The sequence below is a fragment of the Hyphococcus sp. genome (genome assembly GCF_041986965.1).
Classification (GTDB): Bacteria; Pseudomonadota; Alphaproteobacteria; order Caulobacterales; family Parvularculaceae; genus Hyphococcus.
On sequence record NZ_JBHIXB010000003.1, the window covers coordinates 248,674 to 263,770 of the forward strand.

Below are 15,097 nucleotides of genomic sequence, written 5' to 3' on the forward strand. Positions count from 1 at the left end.
ATGCTAAGGTCCGGCCCGTAGCCGGAAGAAAGCAAAAATCCCCGTGAAGCGCTCTAATCAATTGATATCAAACAAGTTTTCAAAAGCCGCCCCACGGACGCTGTTGGCGGCGCTGGCCGCCGCTTCTGTGGCGTCCTGCGCGTCGACGGCCGATATGGCCGCTTTGCGGGAATCGCCGAGCTATTCCATGGGCTATGGCGACGGCTGCCTGACGGCGACGGAGGAGGACAAAAGCTTCTCCACCAAGCAAGAACGCGACGCCTACGCCTTCAAAAATGACGAGGCTTACCGCGCCGGCTGGCGCCACGGCTATCTCGAATGCTCGACCCAGACCCCGGAAGCAAAAGACGGCGGGCGCATCCTCGGCGAACGCAACGAATATTAACTGTGTCTGAACGCCGCCGCCCCGTCACTCTGGCCCGGGGCGCTAATATTGAAAATCAGGCCTGGAACCAGCTCAGTCCTGAACTCAAACACGAAAAAAAGGCGCTCCAGGGAGCGCCTTTTTTATTGGGCCGGAAATTGCCGGCTTTATTCTTCGTCCGCTGAGGCGTCTTCCGTTTCGGTCGCCTCATCAGTGTCGGCCGGAGCCGATTCGGTGTTTGAGCCGCCGCCGCCCGGCGGATTGTTGCGGCTCGGACGGCCCTGTTCCCTAAGCGCGGCGCATTCGGCGCGGCGGGCCGCTTCCTCGTCCAGATCTTCCTGGCTCGGCGCGCGGTTTTGCAGTTCGCGAATGCGGGCGTCGCGTTCGAAGCGGGCGAAATCGTCTTCACACGCGTCGATGTTGGCGTCCCACTCCTGACCGAGCTGGGTCCAATAGGTGTCGACGACCGCGTCGATATAGGAAATCCAGTCCGACGCCCGACGTCGCGCATTGTCATAAGACTGCGCCCGCACAAACGCCTGGCGCGCGCGCGACCAGATCGCCGTGTCGCTGGGGCCGGCCTGGCTGAAGCGCGCCGTGCCGAGAAGCAGCCACGCGTCGCCCGTATCCTTGCGGTCCATGCCGCCCTTGTTCAACGCCGTCACCAGCGCGCGTTCGGATGCGGCGTATTGTTCGTCAGCGAGCAGCACCATGCCGAGGCGATAGGAAAGCTCGCCATTGGAAGCGTTGTTCGCCGCTTCGCGCAGGATCGGGATCGACTTCTTGTGCTCGCGGGACTGGCTCCACAGCTGCGACAGAAGCACGAGGTTTTTCTGCACGCGCTTCACATTGCCGGCGTTCATTTCACGCTCAAGCAACGTGGCGCCGCGATAAGGATTGTCGAAGAACGAATAATACTGAACCAGCGTCAGGATTTCATTTTCCGATTTGATGAGGCCTGCGCGATAGGCCACCTCAAGAACCGAGAACGCTTCCCGGTCTTTGTTCTGCACCGAATAGGCGCCGGAAAGCTGCGTCCAGTAGCCCTTGTCCTCAGGCCAGTAATTGACCATGCGCTCAAGCAAGGGCGCGCGCTTGGCGTTGTCCCCAAGCTCCGAATAGACAAGGTTCAACAGATCGAAATAGCCTTTGCGCGGCTCGGCGCCCATGCCGGCGACCGCCTGTTCCGCGGGGCCCACAGCCGCACGGTAATTCGGCGGCGAAATCTGGGTGTAGGCGGCGGCGAGCAGGTAATAGGCGTTGGGATCGACCGTCACGCCGCAGGTCCGGGCGAGCTGAATCCACTGGTTAAGCCCGCTGATCGCCGTTTGATATTGTTCAGCCTGGAAATTCAGCTGGGCGATGTAATAGCGCAGCTGATTGTTCCGCGCCGGCGGCAGGCCGTTTGTGTTCAGCGCCGTCTGAAGGTCGCTGAGCGCGCCTGTATAATTCTCAAGGTTGATTTTGACGTTGGCGCGCAGCTCATAAACGGTTGATTTTTCATAATCGCTGAAGGAGTCGCCGCGGCTCGCGATCAGATTATTGAAGCCCGCCAGCGCTTCATTGTACTGATCGTTCTGCATGAACTCATACAGTTTCTGAATTTCCTGGCCGACGCGCGGCGACAGTGTTTTCGAAGGCCCGCTCTCTTCCGCATCGCATTGCGCCGGTTGCGCGAACACCGCAGTCGGCGCCGTCGTCACCATCAATCCAGCGGCGACGGAGGCGACCGCCGAAAACCCTAGCTTACGATATTTCCCACGCATTTTTTTCATCCTGCGGTCTCGACCTCTGTTCGTTATCGGCGTTCGCGAGAAAAGCCGGAGCCCCGCCCCGGCTATTCCGGTTTAGCCTTCAAGCGTAAAGGTGATGACGGTCTGCACTCCACGACGCCATTGCGCCTGGTTGTCGACAATCTTCGGCTGATATTTCCAGCGCTCGACCGAACGGATGGCCGCGCGATTAAGACAGCTGTTGGAGCTTTCAACAGCATCGATATTGGTTGTCTGCCCGTCGGGCGTCACGTCGAACTGGACGAGCACCGATTCAGACGCTTTCGCCCGGTTCATGCAGCGTTCGGGATATTGCGGCGGAATCCGCACCAGCGGCTGGGCGTCGCGGTCCGGGTTGAAGCCCGAGCCGATATTCAAATTGGCGTTGATCGTCGGGATCTGCGCGGCGACGCCATTAAGCGCCGGGCGGTTCGACGGGTCGTTGACAGCCGGCGGCGGCGGCGGCGGCGCATCGAGCGTCGGACGCTTGATGTCGCGATTGGCGTTGTTGATGTCTGTATCGTCGATCTGCGCCGTGATGTTGATATTGATCGCGTCTTCTTCCTCGTTGAGGCGCGTTTCCTGACGGATCATCGCAGCCATGAAGAGGAACAGCCCGCCGGTGACAATAACCGCACCCGGCACACCGATAATCAAGCGAATGAGAGATCCCATCTGCCGTTCTCCTTAAACGTCTTCTGTCGACACAGCGACGTCCGCAACGCCGGTGGACCGGATTTGCGTCACCACTTCGACCAGAAGACGGGTTTTCGATTTTGCGTCAGCCTGGACAACCGCCGTCCCCCGGGGGTTTTCACGGCGCAACTGCTCAACAACCGCACGCACTTCGTCCAGCTCCACGGGCTCCTTGTTGATCCAGATTTCGTCATTTTCCGAGATCGCAACAATGATGGAAGCGAGCTTGCGCTCTTCGCCGGTGAGGGCTTCGGGACGGTCAACCTCGATGCCCGGCTCCTTGACGAAAGTCGACGTCACGATGAAGAAGATCAGCATGATGAAGACGATGTCGAGAAGCGGCGTCACATTGACGTCTTCTTCCTCTTGGGCCGCCGATGAAATATTCCGTCTCGCCATAATTCAATCCGCCTACGAACTAATTGCCTGACGCGCGGGCGCGCGGGACTATTGGTTATCCTTTTGCAGCGCGAGGGAAACTTTCCCTCTGGCGCCGCCGTCCTGAGCCTGGTCCATCACTTCGACCGCAACGCCGGCTTCAGATTCCGGCGATGCGCTGACCAGGACGACGCCTTGCGGCTCACGCGCGATGAACTCCTGCACCACCGGCTTCACCGAACCCGGATCGATCACCCGCACATTGTTGACCCGCACAAAGCCGTCTTCCTGCACAGCCAGCAAAAGCGCCGGCGGCGGGATGGTGTCAGGCTGTTCCGGCGTGTCCTCAGGCGTGTTCACGTCGATGCCCTTCTCACGAAGGAAGGTCGCCGTCACGATGAAGAAGATCAGCAGGATGAAGACGATGTCGAGAAGCGGCGTGATGTTAACATCCGCAGCTTCGCTTGCATGTTGTGCCTTTTTTCTCATCGCGCTACTCGATCAACAAATCGTCAGAGATCTGACCCGTCGCTTTTTGAACATTGCGATCAAAAGCGTTGATAAAAATCAGCCCGGACAGTGAAGCGACAAGACCGGCCATGGTCGGGATCGTCGCCTTCGAGATGCCCGCAGCCATGAGGCGCGCATTGGACGATCCGGTCACGGCCATGACGTCGAACACTTCGACCATGCCGGTCACCGTGCCGAGAAGACCGAGAAGCGGCGTCACCGCAACAAGCGCGCGGATCACATTGTTAAACCGCGCCGCTTCCTGAGACGTTTCCGAGATCAACCGCTCGCGGATCACATGCGCGTACCAGGATTTGTGGTCGGTGCGCGCAGCCCAGGCGCGCTGCGCCCGTTTGGCGACGCCCGCATGGGCGCCGGTCCAGTACATGAGGCGTTCGATAATCAGCGCCCACATGAAAAAAGTGACCACCATGATCGCGACAAGAACGTTGCCGCCGGCGCCCAGAAAATCCATGAGCGCACTGTAGGGGTTTGAAATCAACTCGAGCATATCTCGAGAGTCCTTTCCCTTAAACCGGTTCCGGGGACCGGGCGCGTTACGCCCGGCCGCCTTCCGCATGCTCAGCGATGATGCCGGCAGCCTGCTCTTCAAGGATCTGCGAAACGCGCTTGGAGGCGCCGGACGCAAAGGCGTGAAGGAGCAGGAGCGGGATCGCCGCCACAAGACCAAGCACCGTGGTGACAAGCGCCTCGGAAATACCCGACGCCATGATCTGCGGGTCGCCGGTGCCGAAGAGCGTGATCGCCTGGAAGGTGTTGATCATGCCGATAACGGTGCCGAGGAGGCCGAGCAGCGGCGCAACGGCGGCGAGCACCTTGATGAGGTTAAGGCCGCCTTCGAGTTTCGGCACCTCTTTCAGGATGGCGTCGTCGAGTTTGAGCGCGACCGTCTCCACGTCGTTGGACTGGGTGTTCTCATAAGCCAGCATGACGCGGCCAAGCGGGTTCGCTTTCGACGCTTTCTTGCGGCGGACCTGAGAGCGCACAGCGCCGGCGGTCATGGTGAGCGTGACCCACTTATAGATGCCGAGGATAACGCCGAGGATCGCCGCGACGATGATGACTTTACCGATGAACCGGCCCTGATCGATGCGCTGACGAAGGTCAGGCGCAGCCACCTGGAGGTTCAAAAGCGTGCCAAGCGACGGGTCGATGGCGCCTTTCACGAAGCCATCGCCGGAAGCCCGCGCCACAGCGCTCGCTGCGCCGGTGATGTCGCCGGCCGGCTGTTTCGCAAGAAACTCCAGCTTGTCGTTTTTGTAGGTGAGGTATTTGCCGTTGGAGAACGCAACGAACGGACCGATGCGCGTCACTTCGGCTTCAGCGGCTTCGCCATTCGCCTGCACAATGCGCGACGGGAAGGTCACTGTTTTGCCCTGCTCGGCCATCTGCTGGATCATGATGTCCCACAGATCGCGAAGCTGTTCTTCGGTCGGCAGTTTTTCGGTGCGGGCCAGTTCGTTCAGAGTCTGGCTGCGGCCTGGATACTGCGCGGAGATGATCGAGCGTTCGACCTGAGCGTTCAAGTCGGCCGCGGCGGTGCGCGCAGCGCCGAAGAGTTCCTGGAATTCGCCCTGCTTGGAGGCGAGCTCCTGGTCGAGCTCGGCGATGGCGGCTTTGTTTTCTTCCAGCACGCCTTCAAGGCGGGTGGATTCAGCCTCGGCGGCGGCGACCTGCTGGCGGACCTGGGTGAGGAGCGCCTGCTGCTGGTTGCGCTCGGCGCGGAAGCGCTCAATGCGCTGCCGGTTTTCGGCGCTGACCTCGCGGCGTTCCTGACGAACCGCGTTGAGGACCTGATCGAGCGTGACCTGCGCGCTCGCTGACATATTCACACTGATAGCGGCGACGCCGGCGACCAGGGAAATCGATGCAAGTTTGAAGAGTTTCATGACTTGTAATTCCTTATTACCCAAGTTCGCCGTTACTGTGCCTGAACCGGCGGCTTCACCGGTACGAAGAAGATATCCGGCGCGGTCTGTTCTTTCGCCATCCGCAGCGCGTATTTCACATCCTGCAGATAAGAGCGGTTGAGCGGCGTCCAGTCGCCAGCCGCCGTGTCATAAATCAAGACCGTCGAATCATCCGGCGTCTTGAACATCAGCGCGATGCGGCCGATGCGCAGGAATTCACCCGTAAGCTCCTGACCGTCATAGTTCACCGTGCCGTCATAAGCGCCGATGGTGCGGCCATACTCGCCTTCGATCTGATAGGCTTCGACGATGAGGCGGTAACGCTGCGCCGCCGACATTTCCGGGTTCGCAAGCACGCCCTCAAGGCGGGCGGCGCGCTCAGAACGCTCGGTGGCGAGGAACGGAAGGTCGGCATCAACGAGGTCGCCGAAACGCGCGACCATGTCTTCCATCAAGGGCTGCATGGCGCGCTGAAGGCCTTCGACATTCTCAATGTCTTCACGAAGGCGAACAACCTGACGCTCCTGCGCCTCGATGTTGCGATTGAGAGAAGCATTGTAACGGCGGGCCGCTTCAAGCTGCTTCAGGTTCGCGCGATAGTCGTTGAGCAGCGACGCCGTCTGGTCGTCAAGCTGGTCAATCTGCTGTTGCGCCGACGCGGTTTCGCGCGCCGTCGCTTCAGATTCCTGCAGCGCGGAACGGAACTGCGCCTGGGCCGGCGCGCACAACACAGCGAGCATCGCCGCTGAACCCAAAATCGCTGATCTTTTCATAAATGCCTCACCTACCGGATTGTTGCGGCTGATTGATACGGCGCCAAGCCTTTCGGAAATTGGGCCGCGGAGCTGTGGCGCCTTGCGCCGTTTCGAAACACGCCCGTCTGCGTTACTGGCTCGTGCTTCAAGAAATCTGTGAATGGTACTCTTCACCCAGAACTTTCCCCTGTTCCCCATACAACGTTTCAAGCAATCGTATATTTGCAGCAGAATTGCAACGACGTTTTGATCCATGATCAAACGCCCTCCCATTCGGGCCGCCCATAGCCGATTACTGCAAGATTCGTGTCACCCTGTCTTTTGCAGCCCGGATGCGGAACAGCTTTACGCCCTCACCGTTCCCTAACAGCCGCAGACTTATACCCCGTTAGTTTGTAACAACAACTATCGGCGCTGGCAATCGTTAGAATTGCGCAAAATGACACTGCGTATTGAGCATTTTGCGCCGCAAGGCGGGCATAAGGGATTGACATGCGCACACGCCCATGCACAGCGCGCCGAACGTCACCCTCATTACTCATTATAATAGAGACGCAGAAAAGGCGCCCGTTTCGACTTGTTAACCTTGACGGAAACGCACTCTCGAAGGCCGGCGCGTTGCGGCGATTCCCGACTTATTCGGCGGTCTCGCCGCCGGCAAATCGCTGCTCTCAAAATCGTGAGGATGACCGCTCAGGAAACGACTTCTGAGAGGATGGCTGGGGCGCCAGGATTCGAACCTGGGAATGTCGATACCAAAAACCGATGCCTTACCACTTGGCGACGCCCCAACAGGCTGACGGCGCGCGCCTTTTTGAGGCGGCCCCGCGAGCTGCGGAGCAGGCGAGATAGCGCTTTCGTTCATGGCTTGCAATGGCCCGGATGCGAAAAATGGCGCGGCCCCGGATCCGGCCCGAAAACCGGCCCCGAAATCGCCATTGAAATCGAGATTGCGCCCACCCCGCTCCATCGCTATAGAGGCGCTCCCGCGGGCGGGGCCTTCATGGCCGCCGCCAAATATCGGAGTGTAGCTCAGCCTGGTAGAGCACTGTCTTCGGGAGGCAGGGGCCGGTGGTTCGAATCCACTCACTCCGACCACTTATTTAATATACGCGTCACGCACTCATCACGGCGGGATCGATGCGCGCAACCGCCTCCGCGCCGGCGGTCACCGCGTCCGTCAGCGCCACGGCTTCGGTCAGATAATTGTCGGCGTAGAATTTCGCGAGTGCGATTTTGGATTCGTAATAGGCCGGGTCCTCGCCTTCATGAATGGCGAGCGCCGCCGCCTTGGCGCCGTGCGCGAGATAATAACCGCCGGCCGTATTGCCGAATTGTTTCAGATACGGCGTCGCGCCCGCAAGCGCATGCGCCTGGTCTTTCTGCGCCGCCTCGAGCAGCCATTCCGTAGACTGACGAAGTGCGTCCGCCGCCTGAAGAAGGCGCTCGCCAATATGGGCGAGGTCTTCGCGCTTGGCGGCTTTCAGCATCATCGCCTCGGAATGAATGTCGCCGATGAATTTTTTCGCCGCGGCGCCGCCATCGCCTTGCAGCTTGCGGCCCACAAGGTCCATGGCCTGAATGCCGTTGGTCCCTTCATAAATCGCGGCGATGCGCGCATCGCGCAAATGCTGGGCCGCGCCCGTTTCTTCGATATAGCCCATGCCGCCATGCACCTGCACGCCGAGCGAGGTCACATCATTGGCGCGGTCCGTGGACCACCCCTTCGAGATCGGCGTCAAAAGCTCTTCCACCGCCTTTGCTTCCTTGCGTTTTTCTTCGTCCGGCGCGGCATGGGCGAGGTCATAAGCGACGGCGTTGGCGTAACAGATCGCGCGTGAAGCATCGGTCAGCGCCTTCATGGAATAAAGCATGCGGCGCACATCGGGGTGTTCGTAAATGGGAACCATATCGCCGGATTTAACACCCGGCGCCCGGCCCTGTTTTCTGTCCTGCGCATAGGCGAGCGCGCGCTGATAGGCGCGTTCGGCGACGCCCACGCCTTGCATCCCCACATCGAGGCGCGCCGCGTTCATCATCACGAACATGTTGCGAAGACCCTTGTTCTCTTCGCCGAGCAGCGTGCCGATGCACTCGCCCTTGTCGCCAAACGCCATGACGCAGGTTGGTGAACCGTGAAGGCCCATCTTCTCTTCAAGCTTGATGCAATGGGCGTCATTGCGGGCGCCGAGTGAGCCGTCTTCCTTCACATGAAATTTCGGCACGAGGAACATGGAAATGCCGCCGGTGCCTTCGGGCGCATCCGGCAGCCGCGCCAGCACGAGATGGACAACATTGTCCGTCATGTCGTGATCGCCATAGGTGATAAAAATCTTCTGCCCCGAAATTCTGTAAGTCCCGTCGCCAACCGGCTCGGCTTTGGTGCGGATCGCCGACAGATCCGATCCCGCCTGCGGTTCGGTGAGGTTCATGGTGCCGGTCCATTCGCCGGTGACCATCTTTTCAAGATAAAGCGTCTTCTGCTCTGGCGTCGCCGCATGGAGGATCGCCTTGACGGCGCCGGTGGTCAGCGTCGTGCCGATGGCGAAGGACATGCAGGCGCCGTTCAGCCCATCAACCAGCGCCACGGCGAGCGTCGAGGGCAGCCCCTGCCCGCCCGCCTCTTCCGGGAAGGCGAGCGACGACCAGCCGCCTTCCACATATTGCGCGTAAGCCTCCTTAAAGCCCGGCGTCGTCCGAACGACCCCGTTTTCGAGCTTCGCGCCATTGCGGTCGCTCTCTTCATTGAGGGGCGCAATGACGCCGTCGCAAAACTTGCCCATCTCCTCCAGGATCGCGTCCACAAGATCGCCCGAGAGTTCGGGATAGGCGCCGGATTGTTCCAGCGCGCTAAATCCCGCCGCATGATCCAGAATGAAACGCATGTCGCGGATAGGGGTTCTAAAAGTCATGAAAAGCTCCGGGATGGTCGGCGGGAAAGCATTTTCACGGTATTTAGGATGCCGCAGGGCCGCAGGCCAGCATCGATTGCAGAATATCTCTGACTAATGGCTAATGTAGCTGACCGGTCACCACAAACCGGGCGCCGACCCCATTGCTTTCCCGGGAAATGGCGCCGCCCGCCTGTTGCGCGAAGGCTTCAATGAGCCCTGCGCCGAAGCCGCCGCCTTTCCCATTTGAGTCGGCTACGTCGGCGCCGTCCGGTCCAAGACCGCGACCATTGTCAGCAACCGTCAGGCGCCAGGTCTCGCCTTCTTCCGCGAAGCTGATGGCGACCTCGCCGTCCTGACGGCCGTGGAAGGCGTGCTTGGCGGCGTTTGTGACGAGTTCATTGACAACGAGCCCGATGGCGGACGCTTTGTCTCGCGGCATTTTCGTTTCGTGAACCTCAAGGCGCAACCGAACTTCCTCACCGGGAAACAGCGCCTGCGCCAAATGCGCGGTGATATCGGTCAGATAGCTTCGCATATCCACAAGGCTCGAAAACTCATTGGCGCTATAGCTTTCATAGAGCGATTTGTGCGCGGCGGCGAAGCTGTGCATCCGCGCGGAAGCGACACCGAGCGCCGCTTTGGCTTCATCATTTTCCGTGCTGCGCGATTGAAGGTTCAAAAAGCTTTCGACAATCGCAAAATTGTTCCGCATACGGTGGTCAATTTCCCGCAGCAAAAGCCCTCGCGCTTCGATTTCCTTATCACGCTCTCTCACTGCGTCACGCACCGCACGCCGGAAGATTTCGGCGAAAACCACAATGACCAAAGCGGCAAGCCCGTTGACGACCGTGCGCGCCGCATCGCCGTCGATAGCGAAGGTGAACGACCCGAAGACCGGCAACACGAAATACCACGCAAACAGAAACGAGGTCAGCCAGGTCGTCAGTCCCGCCTGCCAGCGGCCGAACAAGGTGGCGATCAAAATCGCAGGATAGATCAGGGAATAAGGCCCGGCCGCCAGGGCCATGGAGTCTACAATCGCCCGCATGGCGATCGCCGCCAGCGTACAGGCGAAACCAAACAGAATTTGGGAGACAAGGGGCGGCGCCAGTTTATGGAAATGGTCGGCGACGTCGAAGTCGCTAATCTTTCTAAGAGAGGAGCCCTGTTTTATATCAAACCTGCAATGTGCGAAGAAAAGAACACGCGGCTTTGTAGCACAAACAAAGCCCAATTGACATTAACATGGATCAAGCTGGAAAGTTAGCATGTTTCCTGTGCGCAGTCGGAGCTTTGTTCCAATAATAGGTTTGTATTTCCGGAAATCAGAGGTGAAATCACAAAGCTTTTGTGATGCTGTCACATTTGTCTGCAATGGCCCAGCCGAAAGACAGGCGCGGCGCGAGAGTGGTCATGCGGTCGAAAAAGGGGACGGGACGCGCGCCGTTTGCTATAGGGCCGCTCATGACGGTCCTCGACCATAAAGACATCCGCGACGCCGCCCGCATCATCAATGATGGCGGGCTTGTCGCCATGCCGACGGAGACGGTCTATGGCCTCGCCGCCGACGCTACGAATGACAAGGCGGTTGCAAAGATTTTCGAGGCCAAGGGCCGGCCGCAATTCAATCCGCTTATCATCCATGTCGCGGGTGTTGATATGGCCAAGCGCTATGTCAGTGTATCTCCGCTTGCCGAACAACTGATGAAGGAATTCTGGCCGGGGCCTTTAACGCTCGTCCTGCCGCGCAAAAAAGACAGCGAAATCTCTTTCCTCGTTTCCGCGGGGCTCAACACGATCGGCGTCAGGATGCCGAAGCACGATCTCGCGCAGGCGCTGATCAAAGCCGCCGACCGCCCGCTCGCGGCGCCGAGCGCCAACCGGTCGGGGGCCATCAGCCCCACCCGCGCGGAGCATGTGAAAGACGGGCTGGGCGCGCGCGTCGACATGATCCTTGATGGCGGCCCCTGCCCTGTCGGCGTTGAGTCGACCATTGTCAAAATCGACGGCGAGGCTGTGACCTTACTGCGCCCCGGCGGAATCGCCCGCGAAGAGATCGAACAACTTATCGGCAAGCCGCTCGCCGCCGCTCAGGGTAAGGTCGAAGCGCCGGGCATGATGACCAGCCATTATGCGCCGGACGCGAAAATGCGGCTCAACGCCCGCGAACAAAAAGACGGTGAAGCGTTTCTCGGCTTTGGCGGGATTGCCGGAAGCGGCCCCGCGGCGCTGAATTTAAGCGAGCGCGGCGACCTCGCCGAAGCGGCCGCCAATCTCTTCGCATATCTGCGCGCTCTTGATCGTCTCGCCGCAACACACGGCCTTCAAACCATCGCGGTCGCGCCGCTTCCCATGACGGGGCTTGGCGAAGCGATCAATGACCGCCTCGCCCGCGCCGCGGCGCCGCGCGCTTAACGCTTATTCCGGCTTTTTGAATTTGTAGAGAAAGCGGTCCGTCTTGCGGCGGACTTCAGGTTCGAAAATATTGGCGTCGTAATTGTCGTCGGGATTGCGCAACACATCGCTTTCGCCCGCCAGCATGAAGCCCGCCTCCGTCGCCATTTCAAGCACCAGCGCGGGGTCGATGCGATGCACCGTGCCGCCGGTCGAGCGCGGCGAGCCGGGCGTCGCCGCATGATCGAGCACAATGAAATCCCCGCCGGGTTTTAAAATGCGCATGATTTCCGCAAAAGCGGTTTCGTCATCGCCAAGCTCGGCGCCGCCGGGCGTATAATATAGATCATGCGGCCCGAGAATCCAGGTGACCATATCCATGGAGCCGTCTTCCGCGTCGAGATCGTCGAAATTCGATTTCGTGACGCGCACATTGTCGAGGCCTTCGGCGCGGTTCGCGATAGCGTCGCCCAAAAACGCATCGAAAGGCTCGGGACTGTGCATCACAACTTCGCCCTTCGGGCCGACAAGCGGCGACAAAAGCTCCGTATAGTAACCGGAGCCGGCCTCCATCTCGAAAATTTTCATGCCCGGCCTGACATCCATATAGGCGAGCACATTGGCGGGCTTTCGAAGCGCGTCATCGGCGTGGTCTTCAACCGGGCGGGACGGCAGGGAAAGAACCGCCGCGGCGCGCGCGGCAGGATCGTCTCCAGCCGCGGCCAACACGCTTTCCGGCGCATCTTCCGGCGCGCTCTGGGCACACGCCGCCAGAAGCGCCGCCATCACGACGATCAGCGCCCCGGTCAGCGCGGCGTCAATTGTTTTCAACCTTCCCATGAACGCCTCTCCCCCTACGCCCGGCAAGCCCACAAGGCCGCCAGCCAGCGCCCCCGTCTTGAAGGAGGACGTGATACGCCTCTTCCCGCTCAAAGGCAAAAAGAACGGGCAGCTTGAAGGGATGGCGCGCGCTCACTACTAGAAGGGGAAAGCAAGCCGGACCCTCGCCCATGACAGCGCAACAACGCCCCGCCCCCTCGACAGACAAGCTTGATGCGATCCGCGCCATCGTCGGCGCGAAAGGCGTCTTCGAAGGCGGTGATGCGGCCCCTTTTCTTTCCGAATGGCGCGGGCGCTGGCCCGGCGAAGCTGCGCTGATCGTCGCGCCGGCCTCAACGGAAGAAGTGGCGGCCGTGGTCAAATATTGCAGCGACAACAATATCGCCGTCACCCCGCAAGGGGGCAACACCGGCCTTGTGGGCGGACAGATTCCCTTTGGCGACGAAATCCTGTTGTCGTTAAAGCGCATGCGCAAGATCCGCGCGATCGAGCCCTTGAACAACACCATGACCGTCGACGCCGGCGTGACCCTCGCCGAAGCGCAAGACGCCGCGAAAGACGCGGGGCGCCTGTTCCCGCTTTCCATCGGTTCTGAAGGCACCTGCCAGATCGGCGGGGTGATCTCGACCAATGCCGGCGGCGTCAATGTTCTGCGCTACGGCAACACCCGCGATCTGGTGCTCGGTCTTGAAGCCGTGACCCCATCGGGTGAAATCTGGCGCGGGCTTAAACGCCTGCGCAAGGACAATACCGGCTATGATCTGAAACAGCTTCTGATCGGCGGCGAAGGAACGCTTGGCGTCGTCACCGGCGCCGTCTTGAAGCTCTTTCCCCTGCCGGCGGAAAAAGTCACGATCTGCGCCGGGCTCAACAGCGCCGAAGACGCCGTTAAACTGTTGTCGCTGGCGCAGGAACGAACCGGCGGCATCACATCGAGTTTCGAACTGATGGCGCGGCTTTGCATTGACCTCGTCCTGAAACATATCCCGCAAACCCGCGATCCTCTCGCCGAAAAATATCCCTGGTATGTGCTTGCTGAATTTTCTTCCGGTCAGAAATCGGGGTTGCGAGAAACCGTTGAAGACATGCTCGGCGCCGCGCTGGAGCAAGGCCTGATCGCCGACGCCGTCATCGCCGAAAATGAATCCAACGCCCACGACTTCTGGCGCATCCGCCATTCCATTTCCGAAGCCATCAATGGCGAGGGCCTGGGCGCGCGGCACGATGTTTCCGTGGCGACCAGCGATATTCCTGCTTTCCTCGACAAGGCCGACGCCGCCGTTCTCAAGATTGCGCCCGGCGCGCGCTTCGTCGCCTTCGGCCATATCGGCGACGGCAATGTGCATTACGATATTGTCGGGCCGGAAGGATCAGAGCCGGATGTGCTGGAGCCGGTGCGCCCGCAAATCGAATCCGCTGTCTATGATGTGATCGGCGACTTTTCAGGCTCCATCTCCGCCGAACATGGCGTCGGACGCCATCGCCGCGACACGCTTGCCAAACGCAAGAGCGCCGTCGAACTCGACATGATGCGCGCCATCAAGAAAGCGCTCGACCCCAAGGGGATCATGAATCCCGGCAAGATGCTTTAAGCGGGCGCTCTGTGCGATGTAAATGACGGGCAGTAAGCGGCGCGCCGCGCTAGTCCGGCCTTATCCACAATCACAATCGCACAACCGGAACCGTTTTCCGGCGGCTCGAACCTTACGATGCCGTCAGCTTCCGCTTCGAGACCTTCATCGGTATGAACAACATGAGCTTCGGCAAGCTGTAAGCCGCTATTTTCTCCGCCAGCAACTTTTGTTTCTGCGCGCTTGTGAAACGTCACAAGCCGCATTTCATCGCCTTCGGACAAAAGGCCGTCAGGCAAAATCACACTAGCCACGCCGTCAGTTTTCTCGAACGAAATGAACGATGCGTCCTGCCTGTCGATCCTGTTGATGTAATTGTCGATCTGTCCGGTGCGGGAGCCAACCGTTTCAAACTGACCGGCGATCACGGCCTGAGGCGTGTAAACATTATTTGTCTTTCGCAGCACAGCGTTGTAACGACGCTGACGCTCTGTAAATGCGGCGTCAGAAAAGGGGTCACGCCACGCGCCGGCGCCTCTGACCTTCAGCCCGTTCCAATAATCCACATGCCATTCCATGACGACAATATCGTCGCGGGAAGCCAGAGAGCGAAAATAGGCTTCCGCTGGAGGGCATGAAGAGCAACTCTGAGATGTAAACAGCTCCACCACCGGCAAGACTGGGGACTGAACACTATTATCTTCCGCCCGGCCTGGGGTGACGGCGCAGGCGAGCACTACAGAAATGAGAGCGGCGGATATCTGATTTTTCATGCCGCCAGCGTCGCTCTCCACGTTCCGCAGATCAAAACACAAACAGTAACATTCTCGCGTCCCAACCAGATTCAACTTGGGTCTTCACATCCGCGATCCCTCGCATATGGATCAGCGCCGCACAATAAGAACGGATTGCAACTAGCGTCGGCGATCTCGTTTTTCACAAGCTTGTCATTGAGAAAAAGATTCACCCTCATGTCAGGTTGATCTCAGTCA

14 protein-coding genes and 2 tRNA genes are annotated in these 15,097 nt (G+C 59.7%); 4 read left to right on the forward strand and 12 right to left on the reverse strand.

The features are described 5' to 3' along the window. Nucleotides 1-103 precede the first annotated feature (103 nt). A complete protein-coding gene (locus tag ACFC5L_RS14895) occupies nt 104-385 on the forward strand; it encodes a hypothetical protein (RefSeq protein WP_375203584.1) in 282 nt (93 codons plus the stop codon). Nucleotides 386-531: 146 nt separating this feature from the next. On the opposite strand, the gene ACFC5L_RS14900 is transcribed toward ACFC5L_RS14895, so the two are convergent. The 8 genes from ACFC5L_RS14900 to ACFC5L_RS14935 all read right to left on the reverse strand — a co-directional run bounded on the left by ACFC5L_RS14900 (nt 532) and on the right by ACFC5L_RS14935 (nt 7,197). Then, nucleotides 532-2,130 (reverse strand): tetratricopeptide repeat protein, encoded by a 1,599-nt coding sequence (locus tag ACFC5L_RS14900; RefSeq protein ID WP_375203583.1) that lies wholly within the window; start codon nt 2,128-2,130, stop codon nt 532-534. A gap of 81 nt (nt 2,131-2,211) precedes the next feature. Then, nucleotides 2,212-2,811, reverse strand: coding sequence for an energy transducer TonB (locus tag ACFC5L_RS14905; RefSeq protein ID WP_375203582.1), 600 nt, complete (start codon nt 2,809-2,811; stop codon nt 2,212-2,214). A 12-nt stretch (nt 2,812-2,823) separates the two neighbouring features. Then, on the reverse strand, nt 2,824-3,231 hold the full coding sequence (locus tag ACFC5L_RS14910) for an ExbD/TolR family protein (protein ID WP_375203581.1): 408 nt from the start codon (nt 3,229-3,231) through the stop codon (nt 2,824-2,826). 48 nt (nt 3,232-3,279) lie between these two features. After that, the gene (locus ACFC5L_RS14915; protein WP_375203580.1) at nt 3,280-3,699 is read right to left on the reverse strand and encodes an ExbD/TolR family protein; all 420 of its coding nucleotides are present in this window, start codon (nt 3,697-3,699) and stop codon (nt 3,280-3,282) included. A gap of 4 nt (nt 3,700-3,703) precedes the next feature. Beyond that, a complete protein-coding gene (locus tag ACFC5L_RS14920) occupies nt 3,704-4,231 on the reverse strand; it encodes a MotA/TolQ/ExbB proton channel family protein (protein WP_375203579.1) in 528 nt (175 codons plus the stop codon). Nucleotides 4,232-4,277: 46 nt separating this feature from the next. Then, a complete protein-coding gene (locus ACFC5L_RS14925; RefSeq protein WP_375203578.1) occupies nt 4,278-5,630 on the reverse strand; it encodes a MotA/TolQ/ExbB proton channel family protein in 1,353 nt (450 codons plus the stop codon). A gap of 32 nt (nt 5,631-5,662) precedes the next feature. Continuing rightward, nucleotides 5,663-6,424 (reverse strand): DUF3450 domain-containing protein, encoded by a 762-nt coding sequence (locus ACFC5L_RS14930; protein ID WP_375203577.1) that lies wholly within the window; start codon nt 6,422-6,424, stop codon nt 5,663-5,665. Nucleotides 6,425-7,122: 698 nt separating this feature from the next. Then, nucleotides 7,123-7,197, reverse strand: a tRNA-Gln gene (locus ACFC5L_RS14935). A gap of 230 nt (nt 7,198-7,427) precedes the next feature. On the opposite strand from ACFC5L_RS14935, the gene ACFC5L_RS14940 reads away from it, so the two are divergent. Further along, nucleotides 7,428-7,504, forward strand: a tRNA-Pro gene (locus tag ACFC5L_RS14940). A 17-nt stretch (nt 7,505-7,521) separates the two neighbouring features. Here ACFC5L_RS14940 and ACFC5L_RS14945 read toward each other — a convergent pair. Then, nucleotides 7,522-9,318, reverse strand: coding sequence for an acyl-CoA dehydrogenase (locus tag ACFC5L_RS14945; RefSeq protein WP_375203576.1), 1,797 nt, complete (start codon nt 9,316-9,318; stop codon nt 7,522-7,524). Nucleotides 9,319-9,418: 100 nt separating this feature from the next. Further along, nucleotides 9,419-10,348, reverse strand: coding sequence for a sensor histidine kinase (locus tag ACFC5L_RS14950; protein WP_375203575.1), 930 nt, complete (start codon nt 10,346-10,348; stop codon nt 9,419-9,421). Nucleotides 10,349-10,764: 416 nt separating this feature from the next. On the opposite strand from ACFC5L_RS14950, the gene ACFC5L_RS14955 reads away from it, so the two are divergent. Then, a complete protein-coding gene (locus ACFC5L_RS14955) occupies nt 10,765-11,715 on the forward strand; it encodes an L-threonylcarbamoyladenylate synthase (protein WP_375203574.1) in 951 nt (316 codons plus the stop codon). A 3-nt stretch (nt 11,716-11,718) separates the two neighbouring features. Here the strand turns inward: ACFC5L_RS14955 and ACFC5L_RS14960 are convergent, their stop codons facing one another. Further along, on the reverse strand, nt 11,719-12,534 hold the full coding sequence (locus ACFC5L_RS14960) for a class I SAM-dependent methyltransferase (RefSeq protein WP_375203573.1): 816 nt from the start codon (nt 12,532-12,534) through the stop codon (nt 11,719-11,721). A 170-nt stretch (nt 12,535-12,704) separates the two neighbouring features. On the opposite strand from ACFC5L_RS14960, the gene ACFC5L_RS14965 reads away from it, so the two are divergent. After that, a complete protein-coding gene (locus ACFC5L_RS14965; RefSeq protein ID WP_375203572.1) occupies nt 12,705-14,126 on the forward strand; it encodes an FAD-binding oxidoreductase in 1,422 nt (473 codons plus the stop codon). On the opposite strand, the gene ACFC5L_RS14970 is transcribed toward ACFC5L_RS14965, so the two are convergent. After that, nucleotides 14,123-14,878 carry a DUF1223 domain-containing protein gene (locus ACFC5L_RS14970; protein WP_375203571.1) on the reverse strand — a complete coding sequence of 252 codons (756 nt, stop codon included), beginning with the start codon at nt 14,876-14,878 and terminating at the stop codon, nt 14,123-14,125. The two genes, ACFC5L_RS14965 and ACFC5L_RS14970, sit on opposite strands and share 4 nt — an antisense overlap. Between the last annotated feature and the right edge of the window lie 219 nt (nt 14,879-15,097).